Source organism: Chryseobacterium sp., from assembly GCF_029240215.1.
In the GTDB taxonomy this organism is placed as follows: Bacteria; Bacteroidota; Bacteroidia; order Flavobacteriales; family Weeksellaceae; genus Chryseobacterium.
Window position 1 is genome coordinate 1 of record NZ_JARBTK010000013.1, and the last position, 21,670, is coordinate 21,670.

The 21,670-nt window shown below is 33.2% G+C and carries 16 protein-coding genes; 3 read left to right on the forward strand and 13 right to left on the reverse strand.

All coding sequences use genetic code 11. The features are described 5' to 3' along the window. Positions 1 to 274: 274 nt before the first annotated feature. From K0R77_RS16820 to K0R77_RS16835, 4 genes are all read right to left on the reverse strand, one after another. The gene (locus K0R77_RS16820; RefSeq protein ID WP_300355075.1) at positions 275 to 1,360 is read right to left on the reverse strand and encodes a protein kinase; all 1,086 of its coding nucleotides are present in this window, start codon (positions 1,358 to 1,360) and stop codon (positions 275 to 277) included. 49 nt (positions 1,361 to 1,409) lie between these two features. Further along, on the reverse strand, positions 1,410 to 1,604 hold the full coding sequence (locus K0R77_RS16825) for a hypothetical protein (protein WP_300355078.1): 195 nt from the start codon (positions 1,602 to 1,604) through the stop codon (positions 1,410 to 1,412). Between the two features lie 156 nt (positions 1,605 to 1,760). Then, positions 1,761 to 2,402, reverse strand: coding sequence for a Crp/Fnr family transcriptional regulator (locus K0R77_RS16830; protein ID WP_300355081.1), 642 nt, complete (start codon positions 2,400 to 2,402; stop codon positions 1,761 to 1,763). A gap of 1,137 nt (positions 2,403 to 3,539) precedes the next feature. Continuing rightward, a complete protein-coding gene (locus K0R77_RS16835; protein WP_300355085.1) occupies positions 3,540 to 3,989 on the reverse strand; it encodes a hypothetical protein in 450 nt (149 codons plus the stop codon). Positions 3,990 to 4,489: 500 nt separating this feature from the next. On the opposite strand from K0R77_RS16835, the gene K0R77_RS16840 reads away from it, so the two are divergent. Next, the gene (locus tag K0R77_RS16840) at positions 4,490 to 6,295 is read left to right on the forward strand and encodes a metallophosphoesterase (RefSeq protein ID WP_367182756.1); all 1,806 of its coding nucleotides are present in this window, start codon (positions 4,490 to 4,492) and stop codon (positions 6,293 to 6,295) included. A gap of 27 nt (positions 6,296 to 6,322) precedes the next feature. Here K0R77_RS16840 and K0R77_RS16845 read toward each other — a convergent pair whose 3' ends face one another. Then, positions 6,323 to 6,661 carry a hypothetical protein gene (locus tag K0R77_RS16845; protein WP_300355088.1) on the reverse strand — a complete coding sequence of 113 codons (339 nt, stop codon included), beginning with the start codon at positions 6,659 to 6,661 and terminating at the stop codon, positions 6,323 to 6,325. A 48-nt stretch (positions 6,662 to 6,709) separates the two neighbouring features. Then, positions 6,710 to 12,415 carry a DUF3320 domain-containing protein gene (locus K0R77_RS16850; RefSeq protein ID WP_300355091.1) on the reverse strand — a complete coding sequence of 1,902 codons (5,706 nt, stop codon included), beginning with the start codon at positions 12,413 to 12,415 and terminating at the stop codon, positions 6,710 to 6,712. Between the two features lie 215 nt (positions 12,416 to 12,630). Here K0R77_RS16850 and K0R77_RS16855 point away from each other — a divergent pair, with 215 nt between their 5' ends. Continuing rightward, a complete protein-coding gene (locus K0R77_RS16855) occupies positions 12,631 to 13,818 on the forward strand; it encodes a DUF4861 domain-containing protein (protein ID WP_300355094.1) in 1,188 nt (395 codons plus the stop codon). A 10-nt stretch (positions 13,819 to 13,828) separates the two neighbouring features. Further along, positions 13,829 to 14,851: a pectate lyase gene (pelA, locus tag K0R77_RS16860; RefSeq protein WP_300355097.1), complete on the forward strand. Its 1,023-nt coding sequence runs from the start codon at positions 13,829 to 13,831 to the stop codon at positions 14,849 to 14,851. 103 nt (positions 14,852 to 14,954) lie between these two features. Here the strand turns inward: pelA and K0R77_RS16865 are convergent, their stop codons facing one another. The 7 genes from K0R77_RS16865 to K0R77_RS16895 all read right to left on the reverse strand — a co-directional run bounded on the left by K0R77_RS16865 (position 14,955) and on the right by K0R77_RS16895 (position 21,670). Next, positions 14,955 to 15,857: an alpha/beta hydrolase gene (locus K0R77_RS16865; protein WP_300355100.1), complete on the reverse strand. Its 903-nt coding sequence runs from the start codon at positions 15,855 to 15,857 to the stop codon at positions 14,955 to 14,957. An 85-nt stretch (positions 15,858 to 15,942) separates the two neighbouring features. Further along, positions 15,943 to 16,284, reverse strand: a complete 342-nt coding sequence (locus tag K0R77_RS16870) for a cupin domain-containing protein (protein WP_300355102.1) — start codon at positions 16,282 to 16,284, stop codon at positions 15,943 to 15,945. A gap of 173 nt (positions 16,285 to 16,457) precedes the next feature. Further along, complete coding sequence (locus tag K0R77_RS16875; RefSeq protein WP_300355105.1) at positions 16,458 to 17,195, reverse strand: rhamnogalacturonan acetylesterase; 738 nt, start codon at positions 17,193 to 17,195, stop codon at positions 16,458 to 16,460. A gap of 44 nt (positions 17,196 to 17,239) precedes the next feature. Beyond that, positions 17,240 to 18,211 (reverse strand): pectinesterase family protein, encoded by a 972-nt coding sequence (locus K0R77_RS16880; protein WP_300355107.1) that lies wholly within the window; start codon positions 18,209 to 18,211, stop codon positions 17,240 to 17,242. A 6-nt stretch (positions 18,212 to 18,217) separates the two neighbouring features. Continuing rightward, positions 18,218 to 19,120, reverse strand: a complete 903-nt coding sequence (locus tag K0R77_RS16885; RefSeq protein WP_300355110.1) for an alpha/beta hydrolase — start codon at positions 19,118 to 19,120, stop codon at positions 18,218 to 18,220. A 50-nt stretch (positions 19,121 to 19,170) separates the two neighbouring features. Then, positions 19,171 to 20,832, reverse strand: a complete 1,662-nt coding sequence (locus K0R77_RS16890; protein WP_300355113.1) for a glycoside hydrolase family 28 protein — start codon at positions 20,830 to 20,832, stop codon at positions 19,171 to 19,173. Between the two features lie 10 nt (positions 20,833 to 20,842). Then, positions 20,843 to 21,670, reverse strand: a complete 828-nt coding sequence (locus tag K0R77_RS16895) for a rhamnogalacturonan acetylesterase (RefSeq protein WP_300355116.1) — start codon at positions 21,668 to 21,670, stop codon at positions 20,843 to 20,845.

The following is a 21,670-nucleotide window of genomic DNA, read 5'->3' on the forward strand; positions in this document are numbered from 1 at the left end:
AGACAAATGTACAACCAACAAAAATTAGTAAGTTTATAAACCGAAAATCCTCCTTAAGGATTTAAACCAAAATGTCTAAGTTGGTTTGAAGACGTACAGCAGATCAAATTTGTAATATTCTTTCCAATAAAATTCCACTTTACCATCTTTCCTAAAGAGTTCGTCAAGGCCTGAAAATCCATGATGAATATAGCCTGAATATTCATTACAATACATATATCCTTTATAAACTCTGTCATAAAACAGAAATAATAAAACAAATATTATTGTAATTTTAAATACTTTTTTTAAATTTTTCATAAAAATCTGAAATAGTTTTGAATCTATTTTGAGGAATATAGTTTAACCCTAATGTCAGCAATTCTTCAATGCTATCATTGTATTTTGAATATCTAAAAGATAAAATTTCACTTCGTGTCTCTAAAAAGGTTTTTCCTTTAAAAGGAAAATCTAAATAATATAAATAATAAAGAATTAATGACAACTGATAAACTTCACCCAATCTATCAGATGGTGTTGTAAATTTTTTGAATATATTATCTCCTATTCTTTCGGGAGGAGTGAAATAAATATTTGCAGCATTCTTTTTTAATGTATTTTCATCATTATAAAAACTTTCACCAAAATCAATGATCTTAATATTAAGATATTCATCAATAAGAATGTTTTTAAGATGTATGTCACCATGAAAAAAATTTATTTCTTCAAATTTTTGATAAATATTTAGAATTTCCCCAAATATTAATAATCTACTTTCAAGTGTAAGATTATCAATTTTTTTGTCTTTTAGATTTTCTGCATCAAAACACTCTAAATATAAACCATGATCTATATTTTCAAGATTTAAAAGCCTAGGAACAAATTCAAATTTCTGAAGAGATTTTAATATTTTGTATTCATAATCTATAGCCTCCTTGTCAATAGTCAAATCTCTTTTATACAAAAGTTTGTTTATACAGTAATCTCCTCTTAAGTCCTTCAATTTGACGACGATTGATTTTGACGATTGATATAATTTTTCATCAATTATATATAGTTTTTTATCAATATAATCAGCAATGTCAATTTTCGGGAACTTAATAAATTCTTTACCTTCATCGTAAGAAAAAATAAGATTAAAATTTATTATATCATCAATAAAACTGTTTAATAGTTCAGTTACTTTTTTATTTTTTTCAATATTAAATTTGGTTATAAATAAATCTATAACTAATTCTACCGGAGATGGATTAATAAATAATTCTAAAATATCAAATATAGTTTTATTTATTTTGAAAAATTTAGTGTTAATTCTATATAAGAAAAAATAACCATCTTCATTACTTATTAATTCTATATTATTATTTAGAATGTATTTCATATCGTAAAAAATGAAGAAGAAAGGATTAAAAATCCTTTCTTCTATAAAATTAGTTAATCGAAGAACTTATATCTTGCTGACCACCTTGGATTTGTTTGTTCCAAAGATTTGTTGTGTCAGTAGCTCCCCCTTCTCCAGACGTGTTGGGTCCTCCAAACATACCTGTGGTCCAAGAAAATCCACCAACAACCTCATCAATTTGTTTGATGTCAAGATCCTCTACTAGTTGTTCTAATGTAATCATAATAATTAATTTAGAAATTATACAATCCTTGTTCTTTATTTTTCAAAATCCGTACACAAGGCTCTATAAAAATTTTGATAGAGCAAAGATGTAGGATAAAAAAGTGAAAAGCATTAAGAAAACATAATGCTTTTGAAAGATTTGGTTAATTTTTAGTTAAAATATGGTTAACATATTAACAAGTAATTCTTCATTCAAAAAAAGCATAGAATTCAATATTAATTTAGTAAATTTCTTTTTTGCAGCAGAACAATGCTCTGGAGTAGTATGTATAAATGATGCTAATATTTTATTTGAGATACGACCTTGTAGATTAGGGAAATACAAATCTATTTTTTGCAACCGTTCTTGTAAGGAAAGATTACTTATAAATTCAAATCTTTTGACATGGTATACTTGGAACTTTTCTAAAATTTTTGTATAAATTTTATTTAATGATTGAGAAGAATTAACCAATTGATAAAAATCTTTTTGTTCAACAAAGACCACTTCGCTCAACTCTAAACTCTGAATAAATTCATTATTGCTGGATAAATTATGAAAACTTGCCCAATTACCACAGAATTCATTCTCTAGCGCGATAACTCTTGTTTTCTCTGTTCCTTTTTCATCAATGGAATATGCTCTTAGCATTCCTTTTGTTACAAAGAATACTTTATCACAAATTTCGTTATTTGATATTAAAATTTCTTTTTTCTTGCAAATTCTATGTTTAAAGACTTTTTTTACTTTTTGTAAGTCTTGCTCTTCTATATTCTCAATAGTTTTTATATAAGCAATAAATTTTTCGATGCTCATCATTGTCGGTTGTGTTTTTTTTATTAGATAGCATAAACGAAAAATCATTATTTTTATTTCTTAAAATATAAGATTTCAAGAAATAATCACGTTAAAAGGGTGTGAATTAACTAACATCTTTCGTTCAGGTTACTGGTGTAACCCATCTAAAAAATGAAACAAAATACATCCAAATGGGTGCATCTCACAGTTGTTATTCTTAGATATTTTAATATTACCAGTATTTAAACGAAGAAAAAACTGCTAAACGCAATATTTGTAATATAAAGTTCCCTTAACTTGTATCTATAATTTTTCGATTTTGTTATTAGTACAAATGTAGAGAAAAAAAATAGTTTCATAATTTTTGAACATTGGATGAAATTTTAATCTTGCATTTTAGAGAATTATCATAGTATTCTATATTTGCAAACCATTTTATTTAACACAATGAAGCAAATTATTGAAAGAATCAGCGCTTGATTTGAAGCTTCTCTAAAAAAACAAGCCAACAAGTAGAAAAAAAGAAACAAAGAGACTGCAACAAGAGCAAGAACAAGCTGTATAAAGAATTCAGAAAAGTTTCTGTTGAAGAAATTAAAAATGATTCTATCTTCCTGATAGATAGGTGTTTTTAATTTTATAAAGTTAAAGTAGAAAAATTTAGTTTAAAAATTTTCATTTTTTATTGTAGAATAGGAAAAAATCTATATACCTGCACCATAATTTTTAACACAAAAAGATACTTTAGATAATATTTAAAAAGGTGCTAAGATGGAACATAAAAAATAAGATGTTTCGAGCCAAGTGTGGGTTGTTAAATTTGGCTAACATTCTGGTTTATAGATGTAAATGGTTCGAGATTATGTCAGCCAGGACCACTTTTTAAATCAAGCACTTACAGAAATGTAGGTGCTTTTTTGTTGACAGGCTTAAATTTTAGAGAAGTAAGGGGTTATATTCAATTGGTACAAATTGCTACGTCTCATATAAAAAAGGAATAATGTGGAAACGCTCTAAAAAACAAAATCCCCAGTTTACAATAAAACTATGGGGATTTTTCAATGAATATAATGATGATTTGGGTGTCGGTTATTTATGAAATCTTTTGCAATTGTTATGCCCAAAATATATTTAAAGATTTCTAAATATCATTTTTTATATATGTTCAAAATTATTTTGAGATACGATAGATATTAATGATGATGATATTTTTTGTCTTTGAGCATACGTGAATCCGAAAAGTTTGATTTTTACCGCATACTTTTTGTTTCTTTTGGATCTTACCTTTAATATCAGAGATCCCAAAACAATGTGATTATTAACATTGTAATCATGAATGTAGTTTTGTGGAAATTCAACTGCGGGAGATGTGAATTTCCTGAAGCTGAAAGGATGAATTTTTCTGATAGTTACACATCCGCCTGAAAACTCATACGTGACGATTCTGATTTTTGTCAATATGATACTCAGTAAAATAATTACAGCAAAAAATAGACTGTTTAAAAGAGTTTGATTGACAACTACTACACACAGTAACATGACCGTCATGATAATCAGAAGACTATACGCTGTAATTTTTGCAATGGTACAATTAGAAACCTTCATTTTTCTATTATAGTATTTTGTAATTGGTTTATTTGTTTTTTCCGTGTTATTACGGATTGTTTAAATCCTAATGATTTGGTATTGTCAAAGATAAAAATGTTAATCGTAATTTGCAATAATATTTTGAGTAATATTTATTTATGATGTAAATATTCATAAATTTTTACAATTATTAATATGGTAATCGTACTGATAACTAGTTATGTGTGGTTATTTTAAAATCAATAATTTTTTTTTGTTAAATGTTTTTATGTAAAAGTTTATCGTGAGAGATTAGCTTCATGTCAGATAAATCTGAATATTGAGCGAAGGAATTTTATCATTCAATTGATTAAACAATTATTTTTAAATATAATAGTTAAGACATAAAAACTCTTAAAAAGGAGATGTTTTAATTTTTTTTAAACTTCAATCATAGCGGTAAACTTAAAACAAACATAAACTTACAGCAACATTCAGTTGATAATGAAAACATACCTTTCAGTACTAAAATTTCTGTTTTGATAAATTCTTATACATATTCTTTTCTTCTTTTCATTTTTTCTTTATTTAATATAAGTGCCCAACAAAAACCTGTACAGATTGCATTTTTGGCAGACATCCATTTTCAGGATTTGTACGGAGATTTTTCGGATAACGCTTTCAAAGGTGTCGAAAATCCAAAAATAAAAAAGAAAACACTGTTAAGAACAATGGATTCTCAGTTGCATTCCACCAGAATATTTAATGAAAACTATTTTGCATTGTTAGCAGCTTTGGACGATGTTGCAAAAAAAGGAATCAAAATAGTAGCACTTCCCGGAGATTATACAGATGACGGACAAGCCTATAATCTTCGTGGATTAAAAAGAATTCTGGATGAATATCAAAAAAAATATGCAATAAGGTTTTTCATGACGACAGGAAATCATGATCCTGTAAGTCCGTTTTTAAAACAAGGCGGAAAAGATGATTTTTTAGGCGAAAACGGAAGTCCTGTTAATATCTTCAGTGATCAGAAGTTGGTGAAAAATAAAAATCGGGAAACGATCATTACTAAAGATATCGCAATGTCGGGTTATCTCGAAATATTGGATGAACTGAGGACTTTTGGTTTTACCCCGTCTGAAAAAGACCTGTTTTGGCAGACTCCGTTTGACAATGTTGCTTATAAGAATTATACATTCAGAAATGCTTTAAAAAAATCTGAGTATGTGGAGAGAATCTATGAGGTAAGTCCGGGATTTAAAGTTCCTGACCTCAGTTACGTCGTAGAACCAATAGATGGAATCTGGCTTTTGGCTATTGACGGAAACACATACATACCTAAAGATGAAGGTGGGGATCCAATGGATCCGGACAATTTTCACGGAGCATCTGTTGGGTACAACAATGTCTTATCAGGTAAAAAACATCTTATCGATTGGGTAAAGAAAATTTCACAGGAAGCCGAGAAAAACAATAAAGTTCTTATCGCTTTTACCCATTATCCCATGCTCGATTTTAACGATAATGCTTCTGATGATATTAAAAATTTACTCGGAAAAAATAAATGGCAACTCGACAGAGTACCAACTGATGAAGTCGCTGAGGTTTTTGCGGATGCAGGTTTGAAATTGCATTTTGCTGGACACATGCACATCAACGACACCGGAATAAGAAAATTTGAAAATGGAAAGATATTGGTCAATATTCAGGTTCCTTCATTGGCAGCTTATCTTCCGGGATATAAAATTCTGACTGTCAATTCTCAGACTGATTTCGAAGTACAAACGGTTTCTGTAAATAAGGTTCCGCATTTTAATGAGCTCTTTCCATTGTATCAGAAAGAATATGAAGTCTTAAAAAGTAATGGTGGTAATGAAATCTGGAACGCAGATATTTTAAAAAGCAAAACATATCATGATTTTACTTTGTTTCATTTAAAAGAATTGGTGAGATTGAGGTTTATTCCATCAGATTGGCCTAAAGATTTTATCGAAAAAGCAAGAAAACTTTCCGGCGAAGATTTACTTTGTTTAAGTGTTGATAACAAAAATTCAATTAAAATAAATTCAGTAAAATTCAATAAGTGGAATTTTGAAGACGCTTTGTTGAATCTCTATCAATTGCAGTCTGCAGACGAACTGGCAAAAAAAGATATTCCAAAAGATAGACTTTCACAGTTTAAAATACTGAATGATAATTTCAAAAATTTAAATACAAAAGATGAGTTTCTCTTACAATTGAAATTATTTTTTAAAATTTTGAATAAACTGTCTTCAGGCGATCCTGCACATCATTTTAGGGTTGATTTTAAAAAAGGCGAAATTTTTAAATTAAAGTGATTATGAAAAATTCTGGCAAATTATAATTTATGCAGCTTTTCCTGCGTCAAAATTTTCGCAAACCAGACAGTATAAATCCCGTCTCCAAATTCGGTTGATCTTATAATTTAATACAGCATTGATTTCCTTAATGATATCAATATTTTGTATTGCAATAGATGTTTCTGTATCAGGACATTTTTTTGTAGCTCCAATCCCCTTTGTTTTGTTCGCCACCGAAGTAGAATCTAAAAGGCTCTTTTCTGAATGATAAAAACAAAGATTTGTCGAATCTTGTTTCAATTTCTGTTCAGATATATTTGCAGAGCCTTGAGCAAAAATAAATTGACAGCAGAACAGAGCAATAAATTGTATAAGTAATTTCATCGATGATTATTTGTGAAAACTAAGGTATGAAAAATTACTTTTATTGATCTATTTATTTGTGTAAACAATTCTCCCTTCATTCTCCACCAGCAGATTCTTTGTAACCAAATCATCAATACAATATTTTATCACCGTTTCAGTCTGCGCACCTACTTTTAAAAAACCAAATTGTTTTGCAGTTACTCTGATTAATTCATCTTTATTAATACTTAAATTTGATTGCATAATTTCCATCATCGCAATAGAAATTTCTTCTACAGCAATATCATCAATCGCTCTTTTTTCAACGGAATTATCTCTGTAATTGGATAGATTTTTAGGTTTGATTACTTCTGTCCAGTAAAATTTGTGATACGTTTCCGTGGTAGTTACATTAGGAATAGAATTCAGAATTTCATCCAGATAAATACTAAGTTTCGTACCCGCTCTCGAAATATTCCAGAGTTTCAGGATTTTTTTAAGCAACATATTCTGGCTAATCGGTGCTTCTGTTTCAATGATCTTCGTAATCTGATTTTTCAAAAGACTTCTGTTCTCCGGAAAATAAATAGACTCAGAATTCGCATCTTTTGAAGGAAAAACCTCTGCAGAAATATAAGGTTGGCAAGAGGATGTTTTGTTTTCATGCTCAATCTCGCTCAAAATATTTTTTATCGGAATTTCAATTGCCGAATTTTCCTCCTCTTTGATTTTTACATTGTTTTTAATCTGTTCAAGCTGCGTTTTGATCTCAATAATGATTTTCTCCTTGTTTTTAATCCAGTCCAGCGTCCAGATTCGGAAAACATTCCAGCCAAGACCTTTCAGAACATTCGGAGCAAGAAGTTCACGGTCGTTTGTGGTGCTGATTTTAAAATAATTTTCGCTGTCTACCAGAATTGCGAGAAGATATTCACTTTCATTTTCAGGATCGATAATCCCGATGTCGATTTTATAATCTGATGTTCCGATGTTGGTTTTCACTTTCAGATCATGAGTTTCCAAAAATTGGGCAATCGAGCTGACAATCGATGTTTCATTTTGATTCTGAACAACCAGATTTTGATTCACCAAACCTTTTTCAGAGAAATTCAGGAAGTTTTTCAGACCTTTTACGCCTTCAGCATTGGTACGGTTGAGGTCAATCTGATCAGCTTTCAAAGATGAAAATACTTTCATTTCATAACGGGCTCTCGTTACCGCAACATTCAGCCTTCTCCATCCGCCGTCACGGTTCAGCGGTCCGAAATTCATAGAAACTTTTCCTTCTTCATCCGGTCCGTAACCCACAGAAAATAAAATAATATCTCTTTCGTCACCCTGCACATTTTCAAGATTTTTAATGAAAATCGGTTCTTCACTATTGATCGAAAACTCTTCTAAATGAGGATTTTCCTGAAATAATTTTTGTAACAAATCTTCAATTAAATTCTGTTGAGTCTGGCTGAAAGTTACCACACCAATCGACTTTTTATGGTTGTTTTCAAAATGATTTTTAATGAAATTAATGATTACCTGCGCTTCATTGATATTGGTTCTCGTTTTTCCTTTGTCATAGAATCCGTCCACAAACTCAAAAGTAACTTTTCGGTTGAGATCATCAGGAGAAGGGAAGGTGAGCAATTTATTGTCGTAAAAATGAGCATTGCTGAACGAGATCAGACTTTCATGTTTGCTTCGGTAATGTCTCAGAAGATAATTTGACGGAATTGAAAGAGCTAAACAATCATCGAGAATGCTTTCAAGGTCTTCCAGTTCCATATTGTCTTCGTCAATTTTTGAGGAAGCAAAAAAGCTTGTCGGCGGCATTTGTTTCGGATCTCCCACAATGATCGCTTGTTTTGCTCTCGCCAAAGCACTGATCGCTTCTGAAGTTGGCAATTGAGATGCTTCATCAAAAATTACAATATCAAAATGTTCCTGATTCACATCAAAATACTGCGCCACAGAAATCGGACTCATCAACATACATGGTTTCAATCTCGGAATCAATGTGGGAATCTGGTCAAACAGTTTTCTGATCGACAAGCCTCGACCTTTGTTCCGGATGGCTTTCTGTAAAATTCCAATTTCTGAACTTTGAGCGGCTTCCTGTACAAAATTTGGGATTCTGTCGCTCAGTTTTACGATGAGTTGATTTTTTGTTAATTGCGTAAATTCTTTATGCAGATCTTTATATTGCTGAATCTGAGATTCATAAATGCCTGCGTCGAAACTGTTTAATGTCTGGAATTTATAAATGGTTTTAATGAATAAATTCAGATGAATAATTTTCTCAAATTCTTGTTCGATAAAATTTGTGTTGAGTACATCCTGTTCCAGAAATCGTATAAACCAACCGAGTTCCAGATCTTTAGCCTTTGCTTTTAATACATTATAGTTGACCCAATTGTCGAGTTGGTCAATATTTTGAATGATGTTTTGAAGTTCATGATTTTCCGGAATTTCAGAAACAAAATGTAAAAGATGTATTCTGCTTTCCTGAAAACTTTTAATATCATTAATATAATCAGTCAGTTTTTGCTGTATTTCGGGTTTGTTTAAATGTTCTTTCAGCCAGATCTGCAAATTCTGAATTCCTGTTTTCTGACCGAGATCTTTAGTTATCTGAATGATATTAAAATCTTTTTCTATGCTCAGAATATCATAAGAATTTCCATTAAAATATGCTGTTGCAGAAGAAGTGATCGCTGCAAAATTTGCGTTGTTGAGTTGATTTTTAATTTGCTTAAATTCTTCAAGCTTTGCAAAAAGATCATCAATCTGCACATCAGATTCGATTCCCGATTTGCTGTAGCCGTTCAATTGCTGTTTTACTTTTCTCTGCTTAAACCACTTCGGAATAAACCAGGTGTGTTTCGCCTGATTCCATAATATATTCAAGGGCTGGCTGTCAACATTGAAAATCCCTGAATTGAATTGTAGCAAAATCTGACTTTCAATTTTCTGAAGCAAATCTTGCTGAGTCAGCCAGTTTTTAAACAGATTCGATTGCGTTTCGTCAAAGCTGATATCGATAAGATTGGTTTTAACTGCATTGGTGTGTAAAAATTCCAGCAAATCAGTTACCGAATTATTATCAGATTGTTGCAACTGAAGGTTTTCTTTGATTTTTAATGCTACATTTTCCTTATCTAGATATTGATTGATCGCATTAATAATCAGATTCTTATTTTCGTACTGATGACTTTCGGTTTTTATTAATTGTAAAGAATGCGAAGAGGGTTTCCCGATTTTCTGAACAATCGATGCAAATGGAATCAGCCAATCTTTCCAATTATTCCAGGTTGTAACGTCAATGTTTTCTAACGGAATATCAATTACAAAACAATCATCCATTTTTATCTGACGCATTTCGAGATAGGAAATAGTATCAAAAAGACTCCATCCGATTTTAAATTTTTTATGAAGCTGATTGATGTATTTTCCTAATTCCAATTTGCGGTTATCAAGACGTCTTGCCTCTTCCGCAAAATTTGCATTGATTTGATATTTCGGAACCTCCAAAGTTCTCTCAAACTGTTTCAGAACATCAGATTTTTTTGATTTGTTGGAATGAAGTTCGAGGCAGAAAGCTCCCAGACCAATATTTTCCAGTCTGCTGTGAACAACATCTAAAGCGGCTTTTTTTGCAGCAACAAACAAGACTTTTTTATCATTCGCCAAAGCATCTGCAATGATATTGGTAATCGTCTGCGATTTTCCTGTTCCCGGCGGACCGTGGAGGATGAAAGTTTTATTCTGATGGGCATTTTTTACTGCATTCAGTTGAGAATTATCTGTGGAAATTGGAAGCATCAGTTCTGCAGCTGACATATTTTCCAGACTTTCAGCGTCCATTTCAATCTGTTCCAGAGTTTCGGAAAGCTTCCCGTCAATCAGACTTTTAACAATCGAGCTTTTCTGGATTTCTTCAGAATATTTTGAGATGTCCTGCCAAAGAATCAGTTTATTAAACGAAAAAGTTCCGAGAACCATTTGTTCCAAAATATCCCAACCTTCCAGATTTAGAATTGCATTTCTGATAATTGCCAAAACTTTAGGTACATCAACACCAAAATCATCGGTTGGTAAAGTTTCTAAACTGTTTAAATTTAATTTAAATTCCTGCTTCAGATACTCAAGAAGCGTAATGTTGATCATTGTTTCTTCCTCACGGCTTCGAAGCATGAATTTGGAGTTCACTGATTTTCTCGAAAGTTCAACCGGAATCAATAGAATCGGGGCAAACCTAGGAACATCTTTATTTTTAGGTTCGTACCATTTTAAAAGTCCGATTCCTAAGTACAAAGTGCTTTTTCCGTTTTCTTCTTCAGCTAATTTTGAACTTCTGAAAAGATGAGTCAGAATGGCATCCAAATCATCCTGATGATAATATGTAAGGATTTTATTGTATTTAAATTCATCATCTGCCAATTGGAAAAGCGGTTGCGATGGATGAAGTGGCTCGTGATACAGATTATATTTTCTCAGAACCGGCTGATTGTTATTCGGGTGAATGGTAAAAGCTTTTCCATCCGCCAAACTGTCTTCGAGCAAATTGACTTTATAATCTACCAGTTGCAGCATACTTTTGGTAAAGCGCAGATTGAGAAGATTATTTCGTAGTGACAGATCGAGCAGTTTTCTTTCCCAGATTTTCTGTTTGGTGAGGTTTGAAGTGTCTGTCAGTTCGAGGTCGGAATATAAAGTTCCCATTTCAAAATCATCATCCAGATCGACATTATCTGCATGAGAATTTATCTTTAAATCTTCATTAGATACATTTGCAGTTTTCAATAACGGAAGAGGAGAAATACCGTTGGATCTTGCATTTTTTATATCAATCGACAAGATAAAGTTGTGAGAATCCATGATCTGCATTTCGGCACTATTCATAGCTTGTTTAAATGAAAGATTGCTTCCTTTACATAAATGGGTAGATTCTACCAAAGCAATTTCTTTGATTCCGCTGGCAATTCTTTTCGAAATGGCGGTCTGATCAAAATTGACCATCGTATCAAATCTTTGATTATCAAGCCAAACGCCGACAAAGGCGTGACCTTTTGTAATCAGCAAGATAGTATTGAGATTAATTGCCTCCAGACAAGCGGCAAAAAGGAGCGAAATATCAATACAATTCCCGAATTTGGTTTCGACAACCTGATCAATCAATCGAATTCTCTGACCGGTTTCCTCAAAACTTGGCGGCATTGAGCTGTAAATCAATTCTAAATTCTGAATAGACTTGTAAATAGCCGAAACCATTTGTAAAACACGTTCTTTATCTTTAGTCTGATAAGCTTCAAAAGAGGGATTCAGATTGTTCTGCTCAAGAATTTTTATCGCATCAGATTTTATTTTATAAATCAGCGAATTGTTGGGAGTGACGTATGAGGCCAGCAATTGAGGATACATCTGCAAACCACCGAAATAATCCACCGGAAGAACTTCTACAGAAAAATTTTTTCTGTAAAGTGATTCGTTATTTTGAAGAACCTCAACGGTAATGGTGTCTAAATCTTTTTCCGAAAGACTTTTGAGCAAGGCATTATCAAAAACAAAATCAAAAATAGATATTTTATACAGCGAACCTTTTTTCAATTGGTCGATATAAATAGTATAGGTTTCAAATATTCCCAGCGAAGATGAGATTTGAAGATTTAAATTTTCCAGATCTTCTGTGATTTCTCTGAACGAAAGATTTTGAAGGAAATTGTATTTGTTTAAAACAAATGTATAGTTGATGTATGAATTATGCTGTATCAGCAGTTCAAATTTTGGATCTTGGGTCATGAATTTTTGCTATTTTTAGACATCATTTTCAGGGTTTACTTTATGAAGCAACCAAAAAGCAATTTACAAATATTTGCCGAAAGCAATTTTAATTTGCAATTTAACTTAACATCCGGATCAAAACTACATCCAACCTATAAATCATTTAACAAAATTTACGATTTCTATTTAAACTGATATTCGAATATTTTGTTATTTTTACTCAAACTATAAATATGTTTTTAAGCAAAAAATCTTTTCTCAGAATAATTTGCGCAATCGATTGCATTGTTGGCGCTGATTTCATGATGGCGCAGAATTCTATTCAGGTGAAAAATACTCAGGATTTTGAAAGAAATGAAATTGTTTCAATTCCTGTAAGCCGGTTGACATCTTTTTTGAAAGAAAATAGAGAATCAGATTTAAGAATAAAAAATACTCAAAATCAATATATTCCTATTCAATGGATTGATTATGAAGGCGATGGAAAGAATGATGAATTGCTTTTTCAGACAAATATTGCTGCAAAGAAAACAAATTCTTACACAATTGTTGCTGACGCAAAAACACCGCTTCCGGAAACCAAACTGACGACCTATTCAAGATTGGTACCTGAAAGAGCTGACGATTACACTTGGGAAAATGATAAGATTGCTTTCAGAGTGTACGGTCCGAAAGGTCAGGCGGAAGCTTTGGCAAAAGTGAAAGGAAGCACGCTTTCAAGCGGTGTCGATATTTGGTTGAAAAGAACAGATCAACCCGTTATCAATAAATGGTACAAAGGATATTTGACAGATCCTATGTTTTACCACAAAGACACGAGAGGAGAAGGTTACGATCCTTATCACGTAGGAGACAGTCGCGGAACAGGTGGAGTCGGAATCTGGAAAGACGAACAACTTCAGGTTTCCCGAAATTTTATTACCTCCAAAACAATTGCAGAAGGTCCGTTGAGAACAGTTTTCGAACTAACTTATGCTCCGTGGAGTGAATTTGGAGTAAAAGAAACAAAAAGAATTTCTCTTGATTTGGGTTCAAATTTTTCTAAGTTTGAATCAACTTTTGAATCCGAAAAATCTGTTCCGAATTATACTGTGGGAATTACCTTGCACAAAAACGAAGGTGAAAGCAAACTCAATGATAAAAACGGATATTATCTGCACTGGGAAAAAATAGATGATGCTTTTGTAGGTGAAGGAATCGTAATTGATCCGAAAATCGTTCAAAAATCTGTAGCTTTCAAATCTGAAACTCCGGATCAGAGTAATTTGCTGGTCGTAACGGAACCTAAAAATAAACTGACTTATTACGCAGGATTTGCATGGCAGAAAAGCGGACAGATACAAACTCAAAATGATTGGGAGAAAATGCTTCAAAAGCAGGTGCAAATTGTTGCCAATCCTTTAATAATTACTATTAAATAACAAAATTTTAATGATTAATTTAAAAATCACAATAGCATCATTTTGTTTAATAACATCAGCAATTTCGGCTCAGGTAAAAGATACTTTGGCGGAGAAAATGATGATTTACCAGCTTCCGAACGGCGGTTGGGGAAAACATAACAGCGACAAAAAAAATGTTGATTACACTTTAAAAATAGATCCGAAACTTTTAAAAATAATCAAAGCGAACGACAATGATCTTGCAACAATCGATAATAATGCAACATCAAAAGAAATCAACGGGTTGATAAAAGCTTACGGCACAACAAAAAATCCGGCTTATCTGAAATCTGCAGAAAAAGGAATTCAGTATCTTCTTTCGATGCAGTATGAAAATGGCGGTTTTCCACAGTACTATCCGAATTCATCAATCTACAGAAAACAGGTGACATATAACGATAATGCGATGATCAATGCGCTTACGGTTTTGTATAATATAGCAGAAGGTAAAGACGGTTTTGATGTCGTTGATCCTCAGTTAAAAGAAAAGTCAAAAATCGCTTTACAAAAAGGAATTGCCTGTATTTTGAAAACTCAGGTTCCACAAAACGGAAAGTTATCCATCTGGGCAGATCAATATAACGAAATTACTTTAAAACCTGAAAAAGCCAGAGCTTTTGAACCGATGTCTTTAGCAACAGGAGAGTCAGTAAATATTGTGAAATTTCTCATGATGCAACCCGTGACTCCGGAGATTGAAAGATCAATTAAATCAGCAGTACAGTGGTTTAAAGACAGTAAAATAGAAGGCTACACATATAATGTTTCTAAAGACAGTGAAAAAGCAATTCGTACTTTAAGCAAAAAAGAAGGCTCCTCAGTCTGGGCGAGATTTTATGATATTCCGACCAACAGACCAATCTTCGGCGATCGTGACGGAAGCGTAAAGTATAATTATGAAGATGTTTCTGAAGAACGAAGAATGGGTTACAGTTGGTATAACGAAGCCGGAACAAAGCTTATCGCAAGTGACTTTCAAAAATGGCTGAAGAAAAATAAAATTTCTGAATAAAACATAAAATCCTGATATTAAAAGTATCAGGATTTTTTTACTTTAATAAAGTTAATGGTTACTCGCAAAGGCGCAATTTTTTTTAAAAATTACACATTATCAATTACTTATTAATTACCGTTTTCAGCCAGTCCGAACATAATTTTTTCCAGTTGTCCGTCAGTTCGGTTTTATTCATGATCCCGATTTTATGTTCCCCTTCAGGAAAAATAAACATAGCGCCTTTTACCTTATTTTTTGTCATTGCCTGATAATACAAAATGCTGTTCATCACAGGAACTGCTTTATCATTTTGTGCATGAATCAAAAGAGTAGGCGGTGTTTTCTCTGTCACACGGTTTTGCATAGAATATTCGCTGATTTTTTCCTGAGAAGCGTTCTCACCAAGCAGGCTGTTGCGGCTTCCTACGTGTGCAAACTCTCCCAAATCAATAACAGGAGAAACCAGAATAGCAAAATTCGGAATGGTAGAAAAATTTCCCCAATCGCCTTTTAATTCTGTATAATCTGTAAAAATATTACTTGCCATTGCAGCTAAATGTCCGCCTGCAGAAGTTCCTATAACTCCGACCTGATCGGGTGAAATACCATATTGATCAGCATTTTTTCTAAGATATTTTATCGCTGCCTGAATATCCTGTAACGGAGCGAGTTCTCTCTGTTTAACGTCAGGAGAAATCGGTAATCGGTAATTTAAAACGAAAGCAGAAATCCCTAAAGTATTGAACCATTTTGCAATTTGGAAACCATTCAGATCGTAAGTAAGTTTGTAATAACCACCGCCGGGAATGATGATGACAGACATTTGTTTTCTATCTTCTTTGGGAGGTAAAAAAGCAAAAAGTTCAGTTTCTTTAATTTGTGTAATTCTTCCTTCTTTTTCTTCGGTTTTTAAATATAATCCTTTGGAATTTGGCATCTCACCTTTTGGCCACACATTAATTTTTTCTTGTGCAGATATTTGATTAAAAAGCATCATTAATATAATTAAAACAGATTTTTTCATTGCTTGTCAATTTTTTAATTGCAATAAAGCATATTTCTCTAAGTCTCAAAGGTTTCAAAAACCTGTGAGGTTTGAATTTGATCAATTAATCTTTAAGAAAATCTTCTCTAAACGGTGTAAAAGCATCGATCAGCTGCCCTTCTTCCAGACATTTTACGCCGTGAAAAATATTTGGCTGAGCAAAAAATCCGTCACCTTTCTGTAATATTTTAACCTCACCATCAACGGTTACTTCAAATTTCCCGGAAGCAACATAAGTGATTTGTGAATGAAAATGCTGATGCAATGCTCCGACCGCATCTTTTTCAAATTTTACAATCACCATCATGACCTGAGAATTGTATCCTACGAATTGTCTTGAAACTCCTCCGCCTAAATCTTCCCAGCCCGAATTGCCGTTGAAGAATGGTTCTTTTTTGAAATTCATTTTATACTTTTTTAAATTATAACTAAATTTTTACATTCACTTTGTCATGCTGGAAGCATCTTAACAATGAAAAAAGTAATTTAGATCCTTTCAGGATGACAAACAGAATGTTTAATTGGTGAGTGAAATGAAAAATAACAAGAATGAAAATCCTTACGTCTTTGCATTTAAAACTATTTAATATATTTCTCCAAACCGATTTTCAAGCTCTTCAAATTTTTCAAAGCCAGTTTTGCAACCGTTTCTGCACCCAATTTTGATAAATGTGTATCATCATCTTTTCCTTTAGGATAATAAGGATTCTCTCCTTCTTTGAAATGCAGGTGAAGCAGTTTTGATTTTTCCGGACCGTTAGAGATTTCCATTTGTTCGGTCAAAAGCTGTAAATCTACGAAAGCAACTTTCATATCATTGGCAACCATTCTCACAACCAAAGGATAATCGGTATGGGTATCAATTAAAACTCCGTTTTCATTAAAATTTCTTCTGACAATTGACGTCATCAAGATGGGTATGGCTCCTTTTGCTCTGGTTTCGTTTACATACCTCTCAAGATTGGCTCTATATTGCGTATGAGGATTGGTGAATTTTGTAGAATCTTTCAGTTTCTGATCGTTATGACCAAACTGGATAACGACAAAATCGCCTTTTTTAAGCTGTTTCTCAACTTTATCCCATCTTCCTTCCGTTCTGAAACTTTTTGAACTTCTTCCGTTCATCGCATGATTCTGTACTTCAATTCCGGTTGTTAAAAATTGAGGTAAAACCTGTCCCCATCCGTGTTCCGGATTTTTATCGGGATTTTCCTTATTTGCCATTGTAGAATCACCGATTAGAAATAAGGTTGGTTTTTTCTGTGCCAATATTAATGTTGAAATTACAGTGCTCAGAATTAAAAGTATGTTTTTCATTTTACAATTGATTTTTACAAGATGCTTCCGACAAGCTTAGCATCTTAATTATTATTTGGGTTCCAGCCTTCAAAAATATTTTTGATGGTGTAATTTTTCATTTCTTTTTTAGTCAACTGATACGACCAGGGAACTCTTTGAGCAATATTTCCACCTTCTCCTTTGCTGTTGTATTCTGCGTAATAAGCTGTTTTTTCTTTTTCGGGGAACATTTTGTCACCTTTCCAGGGATTCCAGCCTTCGGGAACGATGTGTTTTCCCATTTCGGTATTGATGAACACTGTTTTTGCATACGGTCTCCAAGGTCTTCCGAGGAAAGCTTTTGTAATCCCTTCTTTTGCAATCAGCTTACAATCAAAAAATACATAACCGTATTTCTTGCTTTGATCCGTCGATGCGGCGGTAATGTAGGAATTGGCTAAATTTTTAATTGTACAATTTTTAAAAACAACTGTTGCCGAGCCAAAAATAAAGTCAGTCGTTCCTTCGATATAACAGTTTTCGTAGTATTGTCTGCTGTGATTTCCGCCTGTATAAATTGTGTCCTGACAACCTAGAATTTTAGAATCTTTTATCACAAACCTGTCACCTTCCACATGAAGTGAAACCGCCTGACCTTCATTACAAGAGCTGTTTTGAATGGTAATATTAGAAATTTTAATATCATCCGCCATCACCAAAAGGGTGTAAGAATTGAAAGTGGTCATTTTTTCATTCAATGGATCAAGTTTGCCGGAAAAATCATTGTTGGTGATGATTGTATTGTCCTTGCTTTCGCCCTGCAAAGTGATTTTATGTTTTGAGGATGGAATAACAATTTTCTCATTATAAGTCCCTGTTTTTATTTTGATTAAAACTTCACCGGGACCTAAATCTCTGACGGAATTGATGGCTTTCTGAACCGCTGAAAATTCTCCGCTTCCGTCTTTTGCAACTATTATAGTACGGTAAGGAATATTTTGAGCCAAAAAAAATTGAGCTAAGCTAATAAAGAATATTAAAAGAAACTTTTTCATATAAAGTTATTTTAAATTTTTATCTAAAAACTGAACCGTTAAATTTAAAGTTTCTGTGAACCAAGGTTCTGCTGACCAAAATGAATGCGGTGTATCTTTAATTTCATGAAACTCTGTCGGAATATTAAAATTTTTCAGTTTTTTCATCATGTCGTCTCTTCCGGCGTGAAAACGTGGTTGTGAGCTGTTGATGAAAAGGGTAGGAGGTGTATTTTTATTTACATATTCTAAAGGAGAGGCTTCTGTCCAATTTTTGAGATTTACATTTTTGTCACCTCCCAACCAGTATGCAGCATAAGTGCTTTCTTCAGCTTCGGGATGAATAAATGAAACAATTCCATCAACATTGACGATTGCCTGAATTTTATTATTTTTTTTGACACCGACCAAAGTGGCTATTTGTGCTCCTGCAGACTCACCCAGAACGGCTATTTTCTTTTTATTCAGAGAATATTTTTTATGATTTTTTTTTAACCAATTAATAGCTGTTTCAATATCTTCTATTCCTGCAGGATATTTTGCAACATCAGCTAATCGATAACCGACAGCAATGACAACATAACCTTTTGCTGCCAATTCCTGAGCCATATATTTTTCGTTTTCCCTGCTTCCGGAAATCCAGCCGCCACCGTGAACCAAAGCAACTCCCGGATGTTTTTGAGATTTATCGAGAGGATAATAGATGTCTGCTTTTAAAGATAATCCGTTGATGTTGTCATATTCTACATCCTTATCAATTCCGATATTTACAGGAACTGGTCTGTTTAAAGGAGTAATAAACGGATGTTTTTTCTTTAGTTTTTCATATGTTGCCTCGTTTGTGTAAGGAGTAGCATTCGGCCTTGTCTGACCGAATGCTTTTGCTCCTACAAAAAAAACAAAAAGAAAATATAGTTTGTGAAAACTCATTTTTAGTTTTTAAAAAACATTTGCTTAATAATTTTAAACGCAAAGTGTGATTATTTCACTGCATTTTTTGCAATCTCTTTGGAAACCTGCAATTGTTCACCAGTTACATTTTTGGGTAATTTTACCGCAGAAGTTTTGCTTCCTAAAACTTTTATTGTTGGTTTTTGAGTTGATTCTAACTGAAGTGTCGAGAGGTCAACATTTTTACTGTTGTAAACCACTGCACCGGTTCCTTCACTGTATTTCAGTTTAACATTTTTCAATACAATTCCATCTGCATCTACGATGGTCAATGCTTTTCTGGTGTCAAACTGAGAATCTTCTATTACGATATTTTTAATATTCATTTCAGCCAAACCATTGATGCTTATTGCTTCATCAGAATTAACTGCATTGATGTTTTTAAAATAAATATTCCTGAAAACAGGAGTTTCTTCTGTAACAGGGAATGTTTTTTCAGAAGCCTTATTGCCTTCCGCTTTTTGTCCGTCTTCCAAAACAGGTGAAGCTCCTTCATAGAACATATTGAACCCGATTGTCTGTGTAGGAATGTTGATCATATCAATGTTTTTCACATAAATATTTTCAACAACACCACCTCTTCCGCGGGTTGTTTTGAAACGAAGACCAATATCGGTTCCGATGAAAGTACAGTCTGAAACGTGAATGTTTCTTGCACCTCCCGACATTTCACTTCCGATCACGAAACCTCCGTGACCATGATAAACCACGTTGTTTTTGATGATCACATTTTCAGTAGGCATTCCTCTTTTTCTACCGTCTTCATCTTTACCGGATTTGATGCAGATGGCATCGTCACCGACGTCAAAAGTATTGTCATAGATCAGAACATTTTTACAAGATTCTAAATCTAAACCATCACCGTTTTGAGAATACCACGGGTTTCTAACCGTAAGATTTTTAAGAATAATATTTGAAGACATCAAGGGGTGAAGATTCCACGCCGGAGAATTCTGAAAAGTCGGTCCGTCAAGAAGAACTTTATCGCAACCTACGATGCTCACCATTACCGGACGAAGGAAATCTTTCACAGATTCCAGTTCAGATTTTGAGATTTTATCGGGAACATTGAAGCTAGAGCTGCTTTCAAATCCTTTTTTATAACTTTCTGAAGGATACCAGGTTTTTCCGTCAGCAGAAACAATTCCGCCTGATGCAACAAATTTTTTCCATTCAGTTTCAGAAAGTTTTCCTTTTTTTACGGCTCTCCATGCATCACCATTTCCGTCGATCACCCCTTTTCCTGTAATCGCAATATTGGTAGCATTTCTAGCAGAAATTGGAGATTGACAGCGGATTGTATTTAAACCTTCAAAACTCACATCAACCAAAGGATAATCATTTTTATCTTTGCTAAACATAATGAAAGCACCATCTTCTATATGAAGATTGATATTGCTTTGCAACACGATTGGTCCTGTTAACCAGATTCCTCTCGGAACCACCAATTTACCACCACCTTTTTTTACCAAAGCATCCATTGCTTTTTTGAAAGCTTCTGTATTTTTTACTTTTCCGCCTGCAATACCTCCAAAATCTTTAATTGAAACGGTATTGGCTGGAAAAGAAGTTTCTGCCACCTGTGGCATTTTAAACTCAATATTTTTGTAAATGTCTAAATTTTGCGCATAAATCTGTCCCGAAAACATTATTGCCGAGACAAGGCCAATTATTTTGAATGACTTCTTCATTATTCTTTTACTATTTAGTTTTAATTATATTTTTAAATTCAGTAAATACCATTTGTGCCACCGCTTTTGCTCCATCCGGCTGAAAGTGGGTATTGTCTTTCTGACCTTTAGGATACGCTTCATAAACTCCCTCCGGAAGATTCATAAAGTAATGACTGCTCACATAATCCTGACCTTTTTTTGTGAAAACTTCCATGGATATTTTATTTAAATCAATATATGGAACGTTCATTTCTTTCGCAATATCAATAGGAGCCTGCCCATATTCTCCGTGTACATTTTCAAGTTTTCCGTCTTTCCACGGGTAATTTCTTGCAACCGGAGTTACGATGATTGGCTTCCCTCCTTTTTGTAGCGTCTGAGTGACAAATAATCTCAAAAATTCTTTGTAGCCTTCGATATTCACGTAACGTTCTGTATGTTTTTCTGAACCGTCGTTATGACCAAACTGCATGATAACATAATCGTTGGGTTTCAAGTTTTCATAAACATATCTCCATCTTCCTTCTTGAAAAAACGTTCTTGAACTTCTTCCACCATGAGCTCTGTCGATAATTTTTACTGAATCTTTTAATCTATTTAAACCTTTCAAACTGTCTTTCACAAAAAACGGCTGAAAAACCTGTCCCCATCCTGTAATTGGATAACGGACTTTCATGTAATCTTTTCCCGGCTCGTAATTTCCTGTGTAATCTGCCATTGTAGAATCTCCGATGAGGTAAATATGAGTGACCTTTTTATCTGTTTTATTTTTGGCCATGGTATTTTGCGACTGACATGAAGACAGAAGAAAAACTGCAACTAAAAATAAAATGATATGAAAGACTTTTTTGTTCAT